The sequence below is a fragment of the Tersicoccus solisilvae genome (assembly GCF_014643255.1).
Lineage (GTDB): Bacteria > Actinomycetota > Actinomycetes > Actinomycetales > Micrococcaceae > Tersicoccus > Tersicoccus solisilvae.
In genome coordinates, this window is the sequence record NZ_BMJI01000025.1 from 1 (window position 1) to 20532 (window position 20532).

At 72.9% G+C, this 20532-nt stretch carries 18 protein-coding genes; 6 read left to right on the plus strand and 12 right to left on the minus strand.

Going from position 1 to position 20532, the window contains the following annotated elements; all coding sequences use genetic code 11:
- Together IEX22_RS14060 and IEX22_RS14065 are read right to left on the minus strand one after the other, a co-directional pair.
- The coding region (locus tag IEX22_RS14060; protein WP_188669033.1) for a class I SAM-dependent RNA methyltransferase at positions 1-1155 on the minus strand (1155 nt) is incomplete at its 3' end.
- Positions 1152-3137, minus strand: coding sequence for an APC family permease (locus tag IEX22_RS14065; protein ID WP_188669034.1), 1986 nt, complete (start codon positions 3135-3137; stop codon positions 1152-1154). The genes IEX22_RS14065 and IEX22_RS14060, both read right to left, overlap by 4 nt.
- Before the next feature lie 165 nt (positions 3138-3302).
- Between IEX22_RS14065 and IEX22_RS14070 the strand changes: the two genes are divergently transcribed.
- Complete coding sequence (locus tag IEX22_RS14070) at positions 3303-3977, plus strand: potassium channel family protein (RefSeq protein ID WP_188669035.1); 675 nt, start codon at positions 3303-3305, stop codon at positions 3975-3977.
- Between the two features lie 8 nt (positions 3978-3985).
- Complete coding sequence (locus IEX22_RS14075) at positions 3986-4729, plus strand: potassium channel family protein (protein ID WP_188669053.1); 744 nt, start codon at positions 3986-3988, stop codon at positions 4727-4729.
- Here IEX22_RS14075 and IEX22_RS14080 read toward each other — a convergent pair.
- The 4 genes from IEX22_RS14080 to dut are packed head-to-tail and all read right to left on the minus strand — an operon-like array spanning position 4695 to position 7108.
- Positions 4695-5450 (minus strand): DUF3159 domain-containing protein, encoded by a 756-nt coding sequence (locus tag IEX22_RS14080; RefSeq protein WP_188669036.1) that lies wholly within the window; start codon positions 5448-5450, stop codon positions 4695-4697. The two genes, IEX22_RS14075 and IEX22_RS14080, sit on opposite strands and share 35 nt — an antisense overlap.
- Positions 5447-5731, minus strand: a complete 285-nt coding sequence (locus IEX22_RS14085) for an OB-fold nucleic acid binding domain-containing protein (RefSeq protein ID WP_188669037.1) — start codon at positions 5729-5731, stop codon at positions 5447-5449. Before IEX22_RS14085 ends, IEX22_RS14080 begins: the two co-directional genes overlap by 4 nt.
- The gene (locus tag IEX22_RS14090) at positions 5724-6626 is read right to left on the minus strand and encodes a DUF3710 domain-containing protein (RefSeq protein ID WP_229660059.1); all 903 of its coding nucleotides are present in this window, start codon (positions 6624-6626) and stop codon (positions 5724-5726) included. The genes IEX22_RS14085 and IEX22_RS14090 overlap by 8 nt, the downstream gene beginning before the upstream one ends.
- Positions 6623-7108: a dUTP diphosphatase gene (gene dut, locus IEX22_RS14095; RefSeq protein ID WP_229660060.1), complete on the minus strand. Its 486-nt coding sequence runs from the start codon at positions 7106-7108 to the stop codon at positions 6623-6625. The genes IEX22_RS14090 and dut overlap by 4 nt, the downstream gene beginning before the upstream one ends.
- 89 nt (positions 7109-7197) lie before the next feature.
- Here dut and IEX22_RS14100 point away from each other — a divergent pair, with 89 nt between their 5' ends.
- On the plus strand, positions 7198-7728 hold the full coding sequence (locus tag IEX22_RS14100) for a DUF3093 domain-containing protein (protein ID WP_188669039.1): 531 nt from the start codon (positions 7198-7200) through the stop codon (positions 7726-7728).
- Between the two features lie 151 nt (positions 7729-7879).
- On the opposite strand, the gene IEX22_RS14105 is transcribed toward IEX22_RS14100, so the two are convergent.
- Positions 7880-8179, minus strand: coding sequence for a DUF4193 domain-containing protein (locus IEX22_RS14105; RefSeq protein ID WP_076695164.1), 300 nt, complete (start codon positions 8177-8179; stop codon positions 7880-7882).
- A gap of 315 nt (positions 8180-8494) precedes the next feature.
- Here IEX22_RS14105 and sepH point away from each other — a divergent pair, with 315 nt between their 5' ends.
- Positions 8495-9970, plus strand: coding sequence for a septation protein SepH (sepH, locus tag IEX22_RS14110; RefSeq protein WP_188669040.1), 1476 nt, complete (start codon positions 8495-8497; stop codon positions 9968-9970).
- A 51-nt stretch (positions 9971-10021) separates the two neighbouring features.
- On the opposite strand, the gene IEX22_RS14115 is transcribed toward sepH, so the two are convergent.
- From IEX22_RS14115 to IEX22_RS14125, 4 genes are all read right to left on the minus strand, one after another.
- Positions 10022-10684 (minus strand): thymidine kinase, encoded by a 663-nt coding sequence (locus IEX22_RS14115; RefSeq protein WP_188669041.1) that lies wholly within the window; start codon positions 10682-10684, stop codon positions 10022-10024.
- Positions 10677-11903: an alkaline phosphatase family protein gene (locus IEX22_RS14120; protein ID WP_229660061.1), complete on the minus strand. Its 1227-nt coding sequence runs from the start codon at positions 11901-11903 to the stop codon at positions 10677-10679. Before IEX22_RS14120 ends, IEX22_RS14115 begins: the two co-directional genes overlap by 8 nt.
- Positions 11896-12573, minus strand: a complete 678-nt coding sequence (locus IEX22_RS15930) for a DUF5998 family protein (RefSeq protein ID WP_229660062.1) — start codon at positions 12571-12573, stop codon at positions 11896-11898. The genes IEX22_RS14120 and IEX22_RS15930 overlap by 8 nt, the downstream gene beginning before the upstream one ends.
- A gap of 148 nt (positions 12574-12721) precedes the next feature.
- Positions 12722-15523 carry a bifunctional acetate--CoA ligase family protein/GNAT family N-acetyltransferase gene (locus IEX22_RS14125; protein WP_188669043.1) on the minus strand — a complete coding sequence of 934 codons (2802 nt, stop codon included), beginning with the start codon at positions 15521-15523 and terminating at the stop codon, positions 12722-12724.
- Between the two features lie 177 nt (positions 15524-15700).
- Here IEX22_RS14125 and IEX22_RS14130 point away from each other — a divergent pair, with 177 nt between their 5' ends.
- Positions 15701-18304 carry a DNA gyrase/topoisomerase IV subunit A gene (locus tag IEX22_RS14130; RefSeq protein ID WP_188669044.1) on the plus strand — a complete coding sequence of 868 codons (2604 nt, stop codon included), beginning with the start codon at positions 15701-15703 and terminating at the stop codon, positions 18302-18304.
- A gap of 171 nt (positions 18305-18475) precedes the next feature.
- Here IEX22_RS14130 and IEX22_RS14135 read toward each other — a convergent pair whose 3' ends face one another.
- Entirely contained in the window at positions 18476-19405 is a 930-nt protein-coding gene (locus tag IEX22_RS14135) for a LysR family transcriptional regulator (protein ID WP_188669045.1), read from the minus strand.
- 144 nt (positions 19406-19549) lie between these two features.
- Between IEX22_RS14135 and IEX22_RS14140 the strand changes: the two genes are divergently transcribed.
- Complete coding sequence (locus IEX22_RS14140) at positions 19550-20383, plus strand: sulfite exporter TauE/SafE family protein (protein WP_229660063.1); 834 nt, start codon at positions 19550-19552, stop codon at positions 20381-20383.
- The last annotated feature ends 149 nt before the right edge of the window (positions 20384-20532 follow it).

Genomic DNA, 20532 nt, shown 5'->3' on the forward strand with positions numbered 1-20532 from the left:
GCCGCGAGGCCGGCCCCGGCCGGGCCGTCCCCCGCCGGACCGGGCCCGACCGGAACGGCCGGGCCCGGTCAGGTAACGGGCCACGTCGCCGTGGCGCACCGTCACCTCCGGCAGGTCGGCGAGGTTGCGGACGGCGTCGGCGCTGGCCGCGCGGGCAGCCTCGACGGAGGTGACGGCGGCGCCGGCGGCGGCGAGCAGGCCGCTGAACAGGCCGGCGCCCGCGTACAGATCCTGCACGGTCAGCCCGTCGACGGGGTCGAGGGCGTCACGCACCGCCGCCGTGAGCACCGCGGGCGCCGCCCGGTGCACCTGCCAGAATCCGTCGCCGGTGACCCGGTAGCGGCGTTCCCCCACCGTCTCGGTCACCCAGGGGTCGCCGCGCAGCGCGTGGATCTCGTGCGTCACGGGGTCGTGCCAGCAGACGGCCGCTCCGGGCAGGTCCGCCACGATCCGGCGCAGGGCCTCCTCGTCGACGCCCCCGGACCCGGGGCCGACCGCCGGGAACACCGTGACCAGCGGCATCCCGCCGGGCGCGCCCTGACGGTCCGTGGGGACGGCCACCTCGACGCGGGCGGCCCCGGTCAGGTCGACCCCGGGCAGTCCCAGCGCGTCGACGGCGGGCACCCCGAGCGGCATCGTGCGCACGGGCAGCACGACGTCGCTGCGGTGCGGGTGCATGCCGGCCCGGCCGTCCGCCGTGACGTCGAACGTGACCCGGGTGCGCCAGCGCAGCCCTGACGCGTCCTCGTCCGGCACCGCCTCCACCTCCAGGGCCGGCAGGTCCGCGGCGTCGAGCCCGGCCAGGCGGCGCAGCTGCTCGGCGAGCACGTCGCGCTTGAGCTCGCGTTGCCGGGGCAGGGCGATGTGACCGAACTCGGCGCCGCCCACCGGGACGGATCCGACGGCGGCCGCGGCCAGCGCGTCGGCCTCGGCCCAGGGGTGCTCCCGCCGGTCGGGCGAGGCGTCGAGCACCGCGACGACGTCGGCGCGCCAGAAGGAGGCGGTCGGGGCGGCCTCGGTCACCCGGACCCGGACCCGCTCCCCCGGCACGCCGTGCCGGACGAACACGACGCGACCCTCGTGCCGCGCGACGGTGTGCCCGCCGTGGGCGATCGGCCCGAGCGTCAGGTCCAGCTCGGTGCCCCCGCCGGTCACAGCATCTCCTGGTAGCGCGCGGCCTCCTCCGAGGAGGCCAACTGCCACGGCACGGAGGCGACCACCACGCCGGGTTCGAAGTGCAGCCGGGTCTTGATCCGCAGCGCGGTCTGGTTGTGCACCAGCTGTTCCCACCACTTCCCGACCACGTACTCGGGGATGTAGACGACGATCAGGTCCCGCGGGGAGTCCCGGCGCAGGCTCTTGATGTAGCGCAGCACCGGCGTCGTGGTGTCCCGGTACGGGGAGGCGAGGATGGTCAGCGGCACCGGGATCCGCAGCCGGTCCCAGTCGGCCAGGGTCTGCTTCGTCTCCTCGGGGTCGACGTCGACCACGACCGCGCTGATGGTCGAGGGCCGGGTGGCCCGGGCGAACGCGAGGGCGCGCAGCACGGGCTTGCGGACGTGCCCCACCGGGATGACGGCGTGCACCCGGGACGGCAGGGCGCGCGCCGACTTGTCGCCGAGTGAGCCGTCGACGGTCAGCTCCCGCGCCACGTTCACGTAGTGGGCGTGGATGCTCCACATGATCGCGTAGATGACGCCCATAGCCAGCAGGGCGATCCACGCCCCGTGCACGAACTTGGTCAGCAGCACGATGACGAGCACGGTGGCCGTCATGGTCAGACCGATCGTGTTGATCACCCGCGAGCGCAGGATCCGCCGCCGCTGGGGCCCGTCCCGGGTGATCTGCAGGGCGCGGCCCCAGTGCCGGATCATGCCCAGCTGGCTCGCGGTGAAGGAGACGAACACGCCGACGATGTAGAGCTGGATCAGCCGCGTCACGTCGGCGTTGAACGCGAGGATGAGGACGAGGGCGGCGGCGCCGAGGGCGAGCACGCCGTTGGAGTAGGCCAGCCGGTCGCCGCGGGTGCGCAGCTGGCGGGGCAGGTAGCCGTCCTTGGCCAGGATCGAGGCGAGGACGGGGAAGCCGTTGAACGCCGTGTTGGAGGCGAGCACGAGGATCAGCCCGGTGGCGGCGACGACGATGTAGAACGGGATCGTCCCGTCGCTGAACACGGCCTCGGCGAGCTGGCTGATCACCGGGTGCTGGATGTATCCCTCGGGCAGCGGAGCGCCGTTGAGCCGGAACTGGCTGGACGGGTCCTGGGCGATGTGCACGTGGGTGGCGCTGGCCAGGTAGAGGATGCCGCCGAGCATGCTGACCGCGATGACGCCGAGCAGCAGCAGGGTGGTGGCCGCGTTCTTCGACTTCGGGCGCTTGAAGTTGGGCACACCGTTGCTGATGGCCTCGACGCCGGTCAGGGCGGCGGCACCCGAGGAGAAGGCCCGCAGGATGAGGAAGGCGCCGGCGAGCCCCACCAGCCCCTGGTCCATGCCGGCCTCGGGCACGATCTCGAACGCGGCGCTCTCGGCGGGGCGCAGCACCCCGAGGGCGGACTGGACGATGCCGACCGCGCTCATGCCGAGGATGGAGATCATGAACACGTAGGTCGGCACCGCGAACGCGGAGCCGGCCTCCTTGATGCCGCGCAGGTTGACCAGCACGAGCAGGACGACGCCGAGCGCGGCGAGCCCGGCCTGCTGACCGTGCAGGGCCGGGACCGCGGTGACCAGGTAGTTGGACGCCGAGGACATGGACACGGCGACGGTGAGCACGTAGTCGACCAGCAGGGCAGAGGCCACGGTCAGGCCGGCCGGCTTGCCGAGGTTCTCCGTGGCGATCTCGTAGTCGCCGCCGCCGGAGGGGTAGGCGTGCACGTTCTGCCGGTAGGAGGCGACGACGGTCAGCATGACCAGCGCGACGGCGAGGCCGACCCACGGGGAGATGGTGACGGCGCTGACGCCGGCGAGCGCCAGGGTGAGCAGGATCTCGTCCGGCGCGTAGGCCACGGAGGAGAGGGCGTCGGAGGCGAAGACGGGAAGGGCGATCCGCTTCGGGAGCAGGGTATGGCCCAGGCGATCGTTGCGGAACGGCTTGCCGACCAGGACCCGCTTGATCGCGTTGAAGAACGTCAGCACAGAGCAAACCTAGACGTTTGCGGCAGGTGCCGCCACGCGGTCGCGGACCGCCCTCCCGGCCCGTGGCCGGGCCCGCCCCCGGCGTGCGTAGGATGTGCCGGGGGCATCGGCCACACCGCGTGCCGCCGAGCTGCCATCGAGACCGGAAACGAGGGAGAAGCGTCAGTGGCGCACTTCGTCATCATGGGTTGCGGCCGGGTCGGCCTGTCCCTGGCCCACACCCTGGACAACAGCGGCCACTCCGTGGCCATCATCGACCAGGACGACCGGGCGTTCCGGCGGCTGCGCTCGAGCTTCAGCGGCCGCAAGGTCAGCGGCATCGGCTTCGACCGGGACACGCTGCGGCGCGCCGACATCGAGAACGCGTACGCGTTCGCCGCGGTCTCCAGCGGCGACAACTCGAACATCCTGGCCACCCGGGTGGCGCGGGAGACCTTCCACGTGCGGCACGTGGTGGCCCGCATCTACGACTCCGGGCGCGCCGAGATCTACCAGCGGCTCGGCATTCCCACGGTCGCGACCGTGCGGTGGACCGCGGACCAGGTGTTGCGCCGGATCCTGCCCGAGCAGGCCCTCGCCGGCGACTACCGCGAGTCCTCCGGGCGGCTGATCCTCAGCGAGGTGACGCTGGACGAGGGGTGGTCCGGCCGGCCCGTGGCCGACGTCGAACGCCTCGCGGGAGTGCGGGTGGCGTACCTGACCCGGTTCGGCGAGGGCATGCTCCCGGACCCGGGAACCACCTACCAGCCGGGCGACACCGTGCACGTGATGATGCCGGTCGACCGGTCGGACGAGATCACCAGACTGCTGGCCACCGCTCCCACGACGGAGGTGAACTGATCATGCCGATGCGTGTCGTCATCGTCGGATCCGGCGCCGTCGGCTCCTCCATCGCGCGCGAACTGCTCGCGCACGACCACGACGTGCTGCTGATCGACAGCAAGCCCGAGGTGATCGGCCGGTCCGGGCTGCGCGGGGCGCGCTGGTTGATCGGGGACGCCTGCGAACTGTCCACCCTGGCCGACGCGGACCTCGCGAACACCCAGGTCGTCGTCTCGGCGACGGGGGACGACAAGGTCAACCTCGTGGTCTCCCTGCTGGCGAAGTCGGAGTTCGGGGTGGGCCGCACCGTCGCCCGCGTCAACAACCCGAAGAACGACTGGATGTTCGACGACGCCTGGGGGGTCGACGTCGCGGTCAGCACCCCGCGGATGATGACGGCCATGGTCGAGGAGGCCGTCGAGGTCGGCGACATCGTCCGCCTGTTGACCCTGCGCGCCGGCGTCTCGTCCCTGGTGGAGTTCACCGTGCCGGACGAGTCGCCGCTGGTGGGCCGGACCATGGCGTTCGTGCGTTGGCCCGAGGACTCGACGGCCGTGGCCATCCTGCGGGACGAGGTGCCGATCGCACCCAGCGAGGACGACGTGATCGAGGGCGGGGACCAGCTGTTCTTCCTCACCACCATCCGGGCGGAGAACGACCTGCGCGCGATCCTGTCCGGCACCGACCCCGATTCCTCGGCCGACGCCCGGACCGGCGGCTCGAGTGCGGTGGACCTCAGCGAGGTGCGCGAGGCGACCGAGGACCGGTGACGGTCGGGCGGGAGATCAGCCAGGCGACCCACAGGGTCAGGGCGTAAAGCGGCACCCCCATCAGCAGCCTCGTCGTGCCCAGCGCGACGAGGTTCCCGGCCAGGTAGAGCGGGTACTGGACCACCAGCCGCAACGCGAACATGCCGATCAGCAGCCACGTGGCCCGGCGGTAGGCGCGCGCGCGCTGCGGGACCGTCCGCCACGCGCTGCCCTCGTTGCGCAGCAGTCCGAACACGACGCCGACCAACGGCCAGCGTGCCACAACGGAGACGATGAGCACGACGATGCTGACCAGGTTCGTCCAGAACCCGGGCACGTAGTAGTTCAGGGGCTGGTCGCTCACGTCGGCGAACAGGGCGCAGATGGCCACGCCCACCAGGCCGGACACCGCCTGCACCACGGGCCGTCGCTCGACGAGCCGCCAGACCGTGAAGACGACGGCCACCGCGATCGCGCTCACCAGGGCCGGGGTCAGCGCGCGGGCGAACGTGAAGACCGTGAGGAACACCAGGCCCGGCAGCACCGCCTCGACGATGCCGCGGGGCCCCCCGATCGCGGCGAGCACATCGATCCGCCCCGCCCCGTCGGTCCTCAGGGAGCTGCCGGCCATCCGGGCGAAGCTGCCCCGGAGGTCGTCGCCGCCGGGCCGGCCGGGTCCGGCCGGATCCCCCGCCGGCACCTCGCGGTCGGGCCCGTCGTCAGGGCCTTGCACGCTGCTCATCCCTCGCCTCCCCGTGGCGGGAGGATCTCGTAGTGGGGGTCGAAGACGACCGGCCGACGGTCCTGCTGGGAGAGGGTGCCCTCGACCCGCAGGGTGACCCCGGCGTCGACGCCGGGCACGATCCGCTGCCCGTGCCAGATCAGGTGCACCCGTTCGCCCGCCTCGTCATCGAGCACCGCCTCGTAGAAGGGCGGCGCGCCCACCGGCTGGATGGTCACCCACTCGACGCTCCCGGTCAGGGTGACCCGGCGAGGAGCCCGGTCCGTGGCGGGCTCAGCCAATCTGGGTGACCTCGGGGCCGCGCTCCGGCGGACCCGGCGGGGTGGATCCGTCGCCGGGTCCGCCGGCCTCCTCGGTCCCCGGGATGGTCAGGGTCAGCAGGTCCCGGGGCGCCATGGCCTCGGTGCCGCGCACCACGACGACGTCCCGGAACAGTGCCTCGATGGCCGACGCCCGATCCTCGTCGGTGGCGGCGGCGCCGGTGATCACGCCGCGCAGGAACCAGCGCGGACCGTCGATGCCGATGAAGCGGGCGACGCGCAGGCCGGCGTCGGCCCCGGCCACCGCGGGCACGGCGGCCAGCAGTTCGGTGCCGAAGTGACTGTGCACCTCGTGGGCCTGACCGGACTGGGCGACGACGTCGGCGGCGATCTGCTCGCGCACCTCGTCCCACAGCCCGGCGGAACGCGGGGCGGCGAACGCCTGCAGCTGCACGCTGCTCTCGCCCAGGTCGAGGATGGCGGCGAGCACCCGATTGGTGGCCTCCTGGACCTCCAGCCGCAGCATGACCCCCGGCACCGGCTTGATCAGGACGGCGCCGAGATCGAGGTAGCCCTCGCGATCGGTGATCTCGCTCAGGTCGTGCGGTCCGTGCTCCGCGCGGTCCAACGCCTCGATCGCGGCGGGCTCCGGCGCGGCGGGCGCGGCCGGCGCGTCGACGGGCGGCGCGTCGACGGGCGGCGCGGTCGTCGCGGTGTCGTCCGCGGACGGCGAGTCGGTCGCCGGCGTCGCGGAGGCCGTGGCCGGCGTGGGCTGCGCGTCCGCCGTCTCGGCGTCCCGGCTGTCGAGGTGCCGGCTGTCGAGGTTCTGGGCCTCGTCGGGCTGGGGCTCGACCGGGTCGGCCGGGGTCATCGGCAGGTCGGCGGTGTCGCGCTTCCTGGAGCGTCCGAAGATCATGCGTCCTTCTGTCCTTTCACCCCGAACCCGCCGGTGGAGCCGAAGCCCCCGGCGCCACGGGCGGAAGTCGGTAGGTCGGCCGCCACCTCGAAGGCGGCGTGGTCGACGCGCTGGATGACCAGCTGGGCAATCCTATCGCCGCGGCTGATGCCGAACGCCTCGCGGGGGTCCGTGTTCAGCAGGGTCACCATGATCTCGCCCCGGTAGCCGGCGTCGACCGTGCCGGGAGCGTTGACGATGGTGATGCCGTGCCGCGTGGCCAGGCCCGACCGGGGGTGGACCAGACCGACGTACCCCGGGGGCAGGGCGAGCGCCACCCCGGTCGGCACCAGCGCGCGTTCGCCCGGTTCGAGCATCAGGTCGACCCGGCTGCGCAGATCGGCGCCCGCATCCCCCGGGTGGGCGTAGGCGGGCGGCTCGATGCCGGGGTCCAGCAGCTGCACCGCGACCGTGACGGTGGTCGGCGCGTTCTCGTCGGTCACAGTCCCCCACTCTAACCAGCGCCTCGCCGCCCGGACCCACCGCACGGGTGGATTGGCCGCCGCCTCGCGGACGGTGGGATGCTGGAGGCATGCCCCGCTCCGAGCGTGACCCCGCCCAGCCGTCCTCCGCCCCGACGTCGACGACGCCGGAGGAGCCGTCGCCGGTGGCAGGGCCGGACGGCGACGTCGTGCTCTACCGCGAGCGGCTGTGGCCCTCCTTCTGGGTGTGGGTGGTGTGCATCGGGGTGGCGGCCGGCTCGCTGGTGGTGTTCGCGCCGATCAACATGACCGCCGGCGTCGTGGCGTTCCTCGTCCTGGCGGGCCTGCTCGTGTTCGCCCTGGTCCGCTCGGCCGCGACCATCGTCGTCACCCCCACGGAGCTGCGGGTGGGGCGCGCACAGATCGAGCGCCGCTTCCTCGGCGAGGTGGCCGGCTTCACCCGTGACGAGGCCCGGGTGCAGCGCGGCATGGAACTGAACGCCCGTGCCTACCAGTGCATTCGCGGGTGGGTCGACCCCGTCGTCACCGTCGGGATCACCGACCCGGCCGACCCCACCCCGTACTGGATCACCTCCACGCGGCACCCGCGCCGCCTGGTCGGCGTGCTCACCGCGGACTGACGGGCCCACGGCCGCGCCGCCCGGCCGCGAGCCCCTTCCCCTCCTCCGGTGAGCAGCGACGTGCGGGCAGAAAAAAACTGCCGTACCAGGTGGTACGGCAGTTCGTCGGTGCTGGGCCGTGCCGGCTGCTGGACACGGACCGCGGAGCGCCTCAGGCGTCGCACTCCTTGCAGATGAACATGCCGTCCTTCTGCCGGGAGATCTGCGAGCGGTGGCGCACGAGGAAACAGGAGCCGCAGGTGAACTCGTCGGCCTGCGCGGGCAGCACGCGGATCAGCAGCTCTTCGCCGGACAGGTCCGCGCCGGGCAGTTCGAACCCTTCGGCCGCCTCCGCCTCGTCCTCGTCCACGACGGCCGACTGCTTGTCGGTGCGCCGGGACTTCAGTTCCTCGATGGAGTCTTCGTTCGTCTCGTCGTCGGTCTTGCGTGGCGCATCGTAGTCTGTCGCCATTGGTGTCTCTTCACGCTCCGGTTGTTCATGCGTCGGTCCCTGGTCGGGAAGAAAGATACTATACGGCCCCGACGGGCGGGTTCAGCACGCGCTGCTCCCGCGGTGCTGTAACGGCGAGAGGCCCGATTTCATGCCCGAGGCACGGCGGTTGTGCTCTGGGCGAAGCGCCCGCGGGCCGCGGCGGCGGGGCGCGCCCGGGCGGGGCCGCGAAGTGGAACACGGCGCGATTCCGTGCCATTGTTCTAGTGCCATTGTCATTGGCGGGCGGGCGCGCGTGCGGGCGCCGTCCCAATCTCATGCCGTGGAGGGCGATCGATGCAGGAACTCCGGTTGATGGGCGTTCACGAGGACGGCGATCACCTGCTGTTCGGTGACGACGCCGGCGCCATGTACAAGGTGCGGATCGACGAGACCCTGCGCGTGGCCACCCAGCGGGTTCCCCGCCGGCAGGCCCGGCAGACCCCGGCGATCAAGGTGCCCCTCTCCCCGCGGGAGATCCAGGCCCGGATCCGGGCCGGCGCGAGCGCCGAGCAGATCGCCGTCGAGAGCGGCTACGACCTGGACCACATCCGCCGTTACGAGGCGCCCGTGCGGGCCGAACGCGACTGGCTGGCCGGCCAGGCCCGCCAGGTGGAGGTCGCCGCCCCCAGCCATCACGACGAGTACCGCGCCGCGTTCGGCGATCAGCCCGCGACCCTGGAGGCGATGGTCGGCGCGCGGCTGCGCTCCCTCTCCGTGGACCCCGCCGGCGTCCAGTGGGACGCATGGCGACGCCAGGACGGTGCCTGGGACGTGGTCGCCCGGTTCGAGCTGCCGGAGGAGTCCGCCATCGACCTCGGCGAGCAGCCGCCCGCCCAGTGGGTGTTCGACCCGTCCCGCAAGCACCTGACCAACGCGAACCGCTGGGCGCAGGTGCTCAGCGAGCTGGAGCCCCTCGGTGGGCCGATCCCGCCGCGCCGGCTCGCTGCCGTGAACGACGCCGTGTTCGATGTGGAGTCCGAGCCCGAGGTCGAGGACGAGTCCGCCGACCTGCTGGACGTGCTCCGCTCCCGGCGCGGTCAGCGCCTCGGCAGCGACGAGGAGTCCGACGACGCCCTCGCGCTGCTGCTCAGCCGCGGTCCGGTGCCGGCGGCCCACCCGCGGCCGGGCACCGAGGCCGACGATCGCCAGCCGGCCATGATCGACGAGGACGGCCAGCCGGTGCCGGATCCCGCCGACGACGACGCGTCGGCGGTCGACACCGCGGAGACTGCCGAGGGCGACGCCTCGATCGCGGCTCCGGCCCGGGAAGGCCACCGCTGGGGGTCGGGCCGGTCCCGGCTGCGCGGACGCGGCCGGCGCGGCGACGACACCACCGAGGACGTCTCGGTCGACGACCTGCTCGGCTTCGATCGGGGCGAGGTCCCGGGCAACGAGGCCGGCGCGGACGCCACCGGCGGCGACGCCGAGACCGGGACGATCGAGACGGACGACGCCGAGACCGGCACGGCCGACGCCCCGACGCCGACCGCCGACGCCGCGGGCGAGCCGGCGGACGTGACCACGGACGACGGCACCCGGGAGGACGACGGCACCCGGGAGTCCGGCGACACCGACCGACCCCGACCCGACCACACCCGACCCGAGCAGACCCGTCCCGAGCAGCACGCCTCCGCCGCCGCGCGCGGGACGGACGCCGACGACGCGAAGGCCGAGACCGGCCGGAAGGGCGAGGCGGGCGGCAAGGCCAAGGCCCGCCGCTCGAGCGTGCCCAGCTGGGACGACATCGTCTTCGGCAAGCGCGGCGACTGAGCGTCGCGTGAGAGCGGCTGACGGCCGGGCCGCCGATCCGCGCGGCGCCGGTCAGACGCCGTCGGCCGTGGGCTGACCAGCGGCGCGATGCGCGGTGACCTGCTGGCGGTGGTGCCGCCGGCACAGCGTCTCGTACCCCACGGTGCCGCGCGGGGTCGTGGAGAGCACCCCGTCCCGGCGATCGGGCTCGAGGTCGCCCACCACCACCTGCTCCCCCTCGAGCACCATGACGCCGTCCACCGTGCGGGCGTTGTGGGTCGCCCGGCGGCCGCACCAGCACAGCGCCTCGACCTGGAGCAGCCGGATCCGGTCGGCCAGCTCGACGAGCCGGGCCGAGCCCGGGAACAGGCGGGTGCGGAAGTCGGTCAGGATCCCGAACGCGAACACGTCGACGCCCAACTCGTCCACGACGCGCGCCAGCTGCTCCACCTGTTCCGGCCGATAGAACTGGACCTCGTCGCAGACCAGGTAGTCGACGGTGCCGGCCTGTGCTCGTCGCTCGGCCACCTCGGCCCGGAAGTCGGTCCCGTCGGTGACCTCCACCGCGGCGGTGGACAGGCCCAGCCGGCTGGAGATGGTCGCCGTCCCGGCCCGGTCCTGCCGGGTGAACAGGATCCCGGTGCGGCCGCGGGCGCGGTGGGTCCAGTCCGTCTGCAGGGCCAGCGTCGACTTGCCGCAGTCCATGGTGCCCGTGAAGAAGGTCAGCTCAGCCACGACGCCTCCCCGTGCCGCCGCTGTTCTTCACCTGCGGGCCCGGCGCGACCACGGTGATCAGGGGGACACGGCGCTCGGCGGGTGTCCACGAGCCGTGCTGGCCCACCATCCGCAGGGGGTTCTCCCCCACCCGCGACCGGTCGTAGAAGGCCACCGGCTCCCGGGCGAGGACCAGGACGTCCCCGATCCGCGGGGCGACGGCGGGGTCGACCGGGCCCAGGTGACCGGCGTCGATGAGGCTCCGCCGGTCCGTGACCCAGGCGACCCGGCCGAACCGCTCACGCCACCGGGTCACCACCTCGGCGGGCTCGGCGCCGGGCGCCAGGTACAGCTGCAGGAGCCGGGGCTCCCCCGCGGTGTGCCGGATCCCGGCCATCAGGGCCGGGTCGGCGGACACGTCGATCCGGTGGGCCTCGTCGACGTCGACCATGCCGTGGTCGGCGGTGATCATCAGCAGGGTGCCGCGCGGCAGCCGGGCGAGCAGCCGCCCGACGGCGCCGTCGACCTCCTCGAGCGCGTGCTCCCAGGCCACGGAGTCCACGCCGTGCCGGTGCCCGGCCTTGTCGAGGTCGTTGGCGTAGAGGTAGAGCAGGTGAGGCCCGGCCGGGGCCAGCGCCTCGGTGGCGGCGGCGGTCGCGGCGTGCAGGGAGCTCGCGGGCAGGAACCGGGCGCCGCGCAGGGCCGCGCGGGTCATGCCCGAGTGCTCGAACCGGGCCTGGCTGACGGTGGTCACGGGCACGTGGGCGGAGGCGCGCTCGAACACGGTGGCGTGCGGCTGCCAGCGCGCCGGGTCGATCGCCGGGTCCCAGCCGCCGAGCATGTTGACGACGACGTCCCGGTCGGGGTCGAGGACGTCGTACCCGACGAGGCCGTGCTGTCCCGGGGCGAGACCGGTGCCCAGCGCCGCGAGGGACGCGGCCGTGGTCGAGGGGAACGCGGCGTCGATGACGCGGGTGGCCGCCCCGCGATCGCCCGCGAGCAGCGCCCGGAGCACGGGGGCGTGGGCGGAGCGCCGGGTCAGCTGGTCGTGGCCCATGCCGTCGACCATGAAGACGCAGACCCGGGTGGCCGCGGGCAGGCCCAGGGTGTCATCGAAGCCGGGAACGCCGACGACGGCCGCTGCGCTGGTGAAGACGGCGGACACGGCGCGGCGCGCGTAGTCCGGGGGGCCGGCGAGGCCGTCCAGTCCGGTGGCGGGGGCCGCGGACCGCTCAGGCACCCGGACGCGGCTGGTGGGGACGGCCCAGCCGGGCGGGCACGGTGCCGCCGCGCGCCGGGGCGGGGTGCGGGCGAGGGTCGGGGACGGTGCTGGCCGACCGGATGGACCGGGCGAAGCGGCGAGCCGACTGGACGGCGTCCGGGCCGTCCGCATCCGCGCTGATCCGCAGCACCAGGTCCTCGAGGGCGGAGGTGCCCGTGTAGCCGTGGTCCGCGTCGCACTGCGGGTCGGCGCAGCCGGCGGGCACGAGGTCCAGGCGCTGGGCGCCGCTCCACGAGATGGCGAGGGTGACCTCCCGCGGCTGATCCGCGTGCCGGTACTCCTGGGGCCGGGCCCACGCGGCGGAGAGCACCACGGAGCTGACGGCCGCCAGCGGCACGGACTCGGTGGAGACGTGCGCGAGCGGTTCCGGGCCGTCCTCCTCGAGGTGCTGGTCGTCCGCCTGCGCGACGACGAGCATGTCCTCGGTCAGGACCAGCACGGTGATGTGGCGGTGCACCTCGGTGCGTTCGACGTGGGTCTCCAGGTGCACGAGGTCGCCGGCCGGTTCGCGGCCGTCGAGGGCGTCGAGGATGACGTCGAGGACGAGGGCGGGGTAGAAGCCGGCGTGGTCGAGGGTCTTCTTCAGCTTGCGGGTCGCGCTGGAGGCCGAGCCGATGGACGGTTGCATGGTCCCAGTGTCTCAGAATCGCCGTCGCCGCCGGAGTGTCCACCGCCGGGTGGGGACGACGGCGTCGTCATGCGGTGTCGTCGACGGCCCGGTGTCGTCGACTGCCCCGTGTCGTCGACGGCCCGGCGTCGTCGACTGCCCGGTGTCGTCAACTACGCAGGGCGCGGCGGGCGCTGTCGGTGCGCTGCGCGGGGTTGCCGATGCGGATGCGGGCGCTGAGCACGGTCAGCCCGGTGGCGGCGGCCAGCACGGGGTTCAACTCGATCACGCCGGCCTCGGGATGCTCGTCCTTGAGGACCGCGAAGCGAGCGACCAGATCCTCGAGTGCGGCCAGGTCCACGGCCGCCTGCCCCTGGTGGCCGAAGAGCTTGCGCGCCGCCCGCGGCGCGCGGATCAGGTCCGCGACGTCCGTCGCGGTCAGCGGGGGCGCCCGGTGACCCCAGTCGTCGAGCAGGTTGACGGCGTCGCCGGCGAGCCCGAACGAGACGACCGGGCCGAGCAGCGGGTCCTCGAGGCCGCGCAGCACGCAACCCTGGCCGGTCGGCGCCATCGCCTGCACCTCCATGCCGGAGGCGCCGTGGGCGTCGAGCACCGCGGTCATCTGGGCGATCTCGGAGCGCAGGGCCGCGGCGTCGGGGATGTTCAGCTGCACCGAGCCGAGGTCGAGGCGGTGGCGCAGGTTCTCGTCCGTCGTCTTGAGCACCACCGGCCAGCCGAGGGCGTCGGCGGCGGCCACCGCCTCGTCCGGGGTGGTGAACGGGGTGGAGGGCAGCAGGGCGATGCCGTAGCAGTCGAGCAGCGCCGCGGTGCGGACCGGGTCCAGCGTGGTCAGCTCCGCTCCCCCGGAGCTCGCCCCCGCGTCGACGTCGCGCAGCCAGCCGGCGAGCAGGCCCGCCGCCTCCTTGGTGCGCAGCCCGGGCGGCTCCACCAGGTCGGCGTCCTGCCGGTCCAACCAGGTGCGGTAGCCGACGACCGCGGCGACGGCACGGATCGCCGCACCGGGCCCCACGAAGCAGGGCAGACCCGACTGCCGGGGCGTGGCATCGGCCCCGACGCCGGCCGCCCCCTCGCCCGCGGACGCGGACCCGGTCGGCTCCGGCCCCCCGGCCGGGCCGGGGTCGCGCGTCGGCGCGACGCCCTCGGTCCACGGGCTGGTTCCCGTGCCGGTGAACACGGCGGCCACGGGCTTGCCCGCCGCGGCGCCGGCGTCGGCCACGATGCGGGCGCAGGTCTCCACCGGCACGTCGCCCAGCGGCAGGAGCGTGACCAGGAGCAGGTGGACGGCGTCGTCGGCGAGCACCGTGCGGACCGTCTCGGCGAAGGCGGCGGGGTCGACATCCGGCCGGACGTCGGCGTGCATCCGGGCCAGGTGCAGTCCCTCCTCCCGGGCGGCGTCGGCCACCACGTCGCCCAGGGCCAGCGAGTTGGCGACCACCCCGAGGGAACCACCGGCGGGCAGCGGCTGGCTGACCAGCAGCTGGGCCACCTCCATCAGCTTCTCGCTGGTGCGCACGCGGATCACCCCGGACTGGCGCATCATCGCGTCCAGGGCACCGGCGGGCGCCTGACTGGTGCGGGCGACGTGTCCCGGGGGCAGCTGCAGGCCCATGGTGTCGGACTTGGCGACGATCACGGGCTTGCTCCGGGCGAGCCGGCGGGCGATGCGGGAGAACTTGCGCGGGTTGCCGATGGACTCCAGGTACAGGCCCACCACCCCGGTCCGAGGGTCGTCCTCCCAGAACTGCATGAGGTCGTTGCCGGAGACGTCCGCCCGGTTGCCGGTGGAGACGACGTGGGACGCGCCGAGCCGGCGGCGCCGGGCCGCGGAGTCCATCAGCACCCCCAGCGCCGCGGACTGGGTGAACACCCCGAGGACCCCGCGGTCGACCGGCGGCAGGCCCGAGGCGTTCAGCCGGACGGCGGGATCGGTGTTGACCACGCCCAGGGACGCGGGGCCGATCACGCGCATCCCGTGGGCGCGGGCGACCCGGACCAGCTCGTGCTGCCGGTCCTGCCCGTGGGCGACGTCGTCGGCGTAGCCGCCGGTGGCGACCAGCAGCCCCCGCACTCCGGCGGCGGCGCAGGCCCGCACGGTGGACAGGACGTCGTCGTACGCGGTGGCGATGACGGCCAGGTCGACCGTCTCGTCGATCTCCGCCAGGCTCGCGACGGTCGTCGTGCTCGTTCCGCCGTCCTCGGCGGCCGCGTCGGCGGGCCCCGGCGCCCCGTCGACGGCGACCGCGTACACGGTGCCGGTGAAGCCGCCGGCCCGCAGGTGGGCGAGCAGATCGTCGGCCCGGTGCCGGTCCGCCGGCGAGCCGATCACGGCCACGGTGCGCGGGGAGAGCAGCCCCGCGACGGACTGGGCCTCGGCACGGTGCTCCCGGGCCTCCATCACGGCACGGGAGCGGTCGGTGGGATCGATGTCGAAGCTGACCTCGACGACGCCGGAGTCGAAATGGCGTTGCACCTCGTAACCGGCGTCGGCGAACACGGTGAGCATCTTCCGGTTCTCCGGCAGCACCTCGGCGACGAAGGTCCGGATGCCCTTCTCGCGGGCGGCGGCGGCGAGGTGCTCGAGCAGGATCGAGCCGATGCCGCGGCCCTGGTGGTGGTCGGAGATGTTGAAGGCGACCTCGGCGTCGTCGGAGTCCTCGAGCCGGTCGTACCTTCCCACCCCGATGATCTCGTCACCGATGGTGATGATGAACGCCACCCGGTCGACGTGGTCCACCTCGGTGAAGCGGGCCAGCTCGCGCTCCGAGAGCTGGGACTTGTAGGTGAAGAAACGCAGGTAGATCGAGGCCTGCGACTGGGCCATGTGCATCGCCTGCAGGGCCGGTGCGTCCTGGGGAAGGATGGGCCGCAGGTGCGCCGTGCCGCCGTCCCGCAACACGACATCGGCCTCCCAGTGCTGGGGATATCCCGGGGTCGGGGCGCCGTTCGCCATAGACTCACAGTACGGTGCACGCCACCGCCTGTCTGTTCCGGCCCGGTCTCGTCACCGACCCGACCAGCCGATACGTCACCGCCCGCACGACCGCACCACGACACACGCACCGTCGGTCCTCGCGCGCCGCCGGACAGGGCGGTGGTCGCGCGGGCCGCGCAGGAGGACGCCCGACCCATGGCACGACGCAAGCCGACGTCGCACGACGGCCCGCCGCCCGAGGACTTCGTCGAGAACATCCTCGACGTCGACGTCTCCGCGGAGATGGAGACCTCGTTCCTCGAGTACGCCTACTCGGTGATCTACTCCCGGGCGCTGCCGGACGCCCGGGACGGCCTCAAACCGGTGCAGCGGCGGATCCTCTACATGATGAGCCAGATGGGCCTGCGGCCGGACCGCGGGCACGTCAAGAGCGCCCGTGTGGTCGGCGAGGTGATGGGCAAGCTGCACCCGCACGGGGACGCGGCCATCTACGACGCGATGGTCCGCATGGCCCAGGCCTTCACCCTGCGGCTGCCGCTGATCGACGGGCACGGCAACTTCGGCTCCCTGGACGACGGACCGGCCGCCGCCCGGTACACCGAGGCGCGGATGGCGTCGGCGGCCCAGCCGATGACGGCGGACCTGGACGAGGACGTCGTCGAGTTCGTCCCGAACTACGACAACCAGCTGATGCAGCCGGAGGTGCTGCCGGCGGCCATCCCGAACCTGCTGGTCAACGGCTCGTCCGGCATCGCGGTGGGCATGGCGACGAACATGGCACCGCACAACCTGGGCGAGGTGATCGAGGCGGCGCGGCACCTGATCGCGAACCCCGAGGCCGACGTCGAGGCGCTGATGCGCTTCGTGCCGGGCCCGGATCTGCCCGCGGGTGGGCGGATCGTCGGGCTGGATGGGGTGCGGGACGCGTACCGGAGCGGCCGCGGCTCGTTCAAGACACGGGCGACCGTGTCGATCGAGCAGGTCAGCGCCCGGAAGACCGGCATCGTCGTCACCGAGCTGCCCTACCTGGTGGGGCCGGAGAAGGTGATCGAGAAGGTCAAGGACGCCGCGCAGGCGAAGAAGCTGCAGGGCGTCTCCGACATCGTCGACCTGACCGACCGCAAGAAGGGGCTGCGGCTGGTCATCGAGATCAAGAACGGCTTCAACCCCCAGGCGGTGCTCGCCCAGCTGTGCAAGCTGACGCCGATGGAGGACTCGTTCGGCATCAACAACGTGGCGCTCGTGGACGGGCAGCCGCGCACCCTCGGGCTGGTCGAGCTGTTGCGGGTGTTCGTCGACCACCGGCTCAGCGTGGTGCGCCGGCGGACCGCGTTCCGGCTGGCCAAGCGCCAGGACCGACTGCACCTGGTCGAGGGCCTGCTCATCGCGCTCGTCGACATCGACGAGGTGATCGAGATCATCCGCTCCTCGGACGAGGTCGCCGACGCGCGCGCCCGGCTGATGGCGGTGTTCGACCTCTCCGAGGCGCAGGCGAGCTACATCCTCGAGCTGCGGCTGCGGCAGCTGACGAAGTTCTCCCGGATCGAGCTGGAGAAGGAGCAGGAGGAGCTGCGGCGCGAGATCGCGGAGCTGGAGGACATCCTCGGCTCCGACGCACGGCTGCGCGAGGTGGTCTCCGACGAACTGGCCGAGGTGGCGGCGACGTACGGCACGCCGCGCCGGACGGTGCTGCTCGAGGCGGACGCGGCCCCGGCGCTGCCCGCGGCGGTCTCGGCCGGTCCCGCCGGTTCGGCCGCGAAGGGCGCCCCGGCGTCCCTGCAGATCGCCGATGATCCCTGCTGGGTGCTGCTCTCGACGTCAGGTCAGGTGGCCCGGACGTCGGACGCGGCGGCGCTGCCCGTCCAGGCGCCGCGGCAGCGGCACGACGCCTGGCGGACGGTGCTGCGCACCACGGCGCGGGCGGAGATCGGCGCCGTGACGAACACCGGCCGGATGCTGCGGGTTCAGGTCGTGGACCTGCCGCAGCTGCCGCCCACGGCCGGCACGCCCAACCTCGCCGGCGGGGTGCCGGTCAAGGAGTTCCTCACGCTGCAGCGCGGGGAGTCGCTGATCGGCTTCGCGCCGCTGGGAGCCGTGATCGCCCTCGGCACCGCGGCCGGCGTCGTCAAGCGGGTCAACCCCGAGTATCCGCTGAACCGGGACGACTGGGAGATCATCGGGCTGAAGAACGGGGACAGCGTGGTCAACATGGCTCCGGCCGCGGACACCGACGACGTCGTCTTCGTCACCCGGGACGCGCAGCTGCTGCGGTACAGCGCGAGCCTGGTGCGCCCGCAGGGCCGCACCGCCGGTGGCATGGCCGGCATCAAGCTGGGCGCCGGGGACGCCGTCATCGCGTTCGGCGTGGTCACCCCCGACGATCCCGACGCCGTCGTCGTGACGGTGACCGCTTCCGCCGGCTCGGATGAGGACGGCACGGGCCCGTCCGTCAAGGTCACTCCCCTGTCCGAGTACCCGGCGAAGGGGCGCGGCACCGGCGGGGTGCGCGCGCACCGGTTCCTCAAGGGCGAGGACGGGCTCGCACTGGCGTGGGTCGGCCACGGCCCGGCGCGGGCGGCCGCGGCCAACGGGGCCTCCCGGGCGCTGCCCACGGAGCACGGCCGGCGGGACGGGTCCGGCGTCCCGGCGGGTCAGGCGATCGACGCGATCGGCCCGGCACCGATCGCGGTGGTCGAGGCGGCGGCTCACGAGGCCGCGGCAATCGTCGACACGGCTGCGGGCACCTCGTCCGTGGCTGCGGACGTCACCATGGATGACGACACCGAGACGCTCTGGTAAGGCCTGGGCGTCGCCGGTCACCGGCTGCGTCAGGTGGCGCCAGTCGATCGTGGCGGACCACGAGAAACCCACACCGAGGGGGGTGACCTTTCACCGACGGGAAGGGTTCAGTTTTCCGCCGACGTTGACACTCTGAGCCACCGGGTACAGGGACGCTTCTCCCTGGGAGACCTACAGGTGACGACCTGGGGCGGTTGTCCAGCCGGGCAGTTCGCGGCCGTAGCGCAGGAGGGCGTCCGTGAACGCCCGCGCAACACCGTGTTCATGGGCGTTCTTCGTGGTGACGAGCAGTGCCTGTCGCTGCGTCCACGGCTCGCTCATCGGGTGCACTGACTGCCTCGCAGCCTTCAGCCGGCGGGCGGCTCCCTGGGGAATGATGGCGGCCCCTGCTCCGGTGGTGGCCACTGCCAGCACAGCACTGAGCGTCGGCAGGCGCACCCGATAGGAGGGAACGACCCCGAGCAGTCGGGCCTGCTGGTCGATCTGCTCCTGCAGGGGACTGCCTTCGGTGAGTCCGATCATCGGGCCCTGAACGACCTCGCGGAAGGTAGCACGGCCGCCCGCCCGAGCACCTCGGGACCGGGCTCGAGACGTCTGGATGATCACCAACGGGTCGGGCCACAGGTCCCGCGCGACGAGGCCCGCCTGCTCCGGGAATGCTGAGACCACGGCCATGTCAACGGCGCCGTTGACGACGTCCTGGATCGCTGCGCGGCTGCTCGTCTCGCTGAGAACAACCCGGATGTCAGGTAGTCGTGCAAGGGACGAGGCGAGGAACTCGGTGAGCGTGTCCACCGCCGAGGTGTTGCTCGCGAGACGGATCTCGTGGCGCAGGCCGTGACGATGAGCACTCATCTGCCGATCGAGGTCATGCGCCTCGGCCAGGACCCGGCGCGCGTGCGTCGTGAGCAGATCCCCGGCCGGGGTGGTGACCACCCCGGCTCGCTGGCGGCGTAGCAGTCCCCCGTGGGTCTTCTCCAGGGCGGTGATGCGCGTGCTCGCCGATGACAGCGAGAGGCCCACCGCGAGGGCCCCCGCGGTGATCGACCCTTCGTCCACCACCGCGACAAAGAGTTCCAGGTCGCGCAGGCTGGGCAGCATCGAGACCCTTCCGATATGTCGAAGCTGGCTTCTGATCCTACCAATCATCGGTGGTTGCCGTTCTGGGACCGTAGTGCTGCCTGCCGGCGCGGGAATGCTGCGCTTTCCACGGCCGGGCCGAAGATCGACAAGAGAGGTGGAGTCGTGCACGTGATCGATGCAGCCCAGGTCCTGGGATGGACCGCCGTCTTCGGGGCGGGGTTCCTTGCGGGGGCGATCAACGTCATGGTCGGGGCCGGGACTCTGGTGTCGTTCCCGATCCTTGTCCTCCTGGGACATGCGCCGCTCGCCGCCACGATCGCGAACACCATGGGAATCGTCCCGGCAAGCCTGTCAGGAGTGCTCGTCTACCGCCGGGAGCTGCAGGCGCGCAGCGGCGTCGTCCGCGTACTTCTGCCCGCCTCGGTCGCAGGCGGCATCCTCGGCGCGTACCTGCTCCTCCACCTCGATTCGGGCGCTTTCTCCGCGGTCGTCCCCTGGCTGATCGCGGTGGGCACCGTCCTGGTCATTCTCGGACCCGACATCAAGAAGCGCGTCACCCGACACGATCACGTTGCTGCAGGAGCCACGGCCCCCGGCACCACCTACCCCTCCGGTTCGGCATTCCCGACGCGCGCTTCGCTGCCCGCTTCGGTCGTGGGCGCGCTCCTCCTGGGCACCTATGGCGGCTACTTCAGCGCGGCGCAGGGGATCCTCCTCATCGCACTGCTGGGCATCACCACGACGATGCCCATGCAGGACTTGAACGCGATCAAGAACCTCACCGTGGCAGCGGTGAACGTCATCGCCGCCTCGGTCTTCCTCCTCGCTTCCCCCTCGAGGATCGAGTGGCACCTCGTCGGCCTCATCGCGGCAGGCTCGGCCTTGGGAGGGACCGTGGGCGGACGATTCGCCCGGCGCCTCAGGCCGGGCGCGTTCCGAATCTTCGTCGCGTCAGTGGGCCTGGTGACGGTCGTCGCCATGGTGCTGAACCACTGACCCCGATTCCACGACCACAGGCCAGAGCTGCAAGGGGAGGAGGACACGGTGACCATTCCAGCAGGAAGCGACGGCCGACGAGATGACGATGGCCCTCGTGAGGGCGCCTCAGTGATCGACCTCGTCCCCCGCACCACCACGGGGATCGC

Excerpts from the sequence above, each read along its gene's own strand:
- IEX22_RS14125 (WP_188669043.1), bottom strand. The coding sequence starts at position 15,523 with ATGGCGAACGGCGCCCCGACCCCGGGATATCCCCAGCACTGGGAGGCC.
- IEX22_RS14135 (WP_188669045.1), bottom strand. The coding sequence starts at position 19,405 with ATGCTGCCCAGCCTGCGCGACCTGGAACTCTTTGTCGCGGTGGTGGAC.
- IEX22_RS14080 (WP_188669036.1), bottom strand. The coding sequence starts at position 5,450 with ATGAGCAGCGTGCAAGGCCCTGACGACGGGCCCGACCGCGAGGTGCCG.
- IEX22_RS15930 (WP_229660062.1), bottom strand. The coding sequence starts at position 12,573 with ATGCAACCGTCCATCGGCTCGGCCTCCAGCGCGACCCGCAAGCTGAAG.
- IEX22_RS14105 (WP_076695164.1), bottom strand. The coding sequence starts at position 8,179 with ATGGCGACAGACTACGATGCGCCACGCAAGACCGACGACGAGACGAAC.
- IEX22_RS14075 (WP_188669053.1), top strand. The coding sequence starts at position 3,986 with ATGCGTGTCGTCATCGTCGGATCCGGCGCCGTCGGCTCCTCCATCGCG.
- IEX22_RS14130 (WP_188669044.1), top strand. The coding sequence starts at position 15,701 with ATGGCACGACGCAAGCCGACGTCGCACGACGGCCCGCCGCCCGAGGAC.
- IEX22_RS14090 (WP_229660059.1), bottom strand. The coding sequence starts at position 6,626 with ATGATCTTCGGACGCTCCAGGAAGCGCGACACCGCCGACCTGCCGATG.
- IEX22_RS14100 (WP_188669039.1), top strand. The coding sequence starts at position 7,198 with ATGCCCCGCTCCGAGCGTGACCCCGCCCAGCCGTCCTCCGCCCCGACG.
- sepH (WP_188669040.1), top strand. The coding sequence starts at position 8,495 with ATGCAGGAACTCCGGTTGATGGGCGTTCACGAGGACGGCGATCACCTG.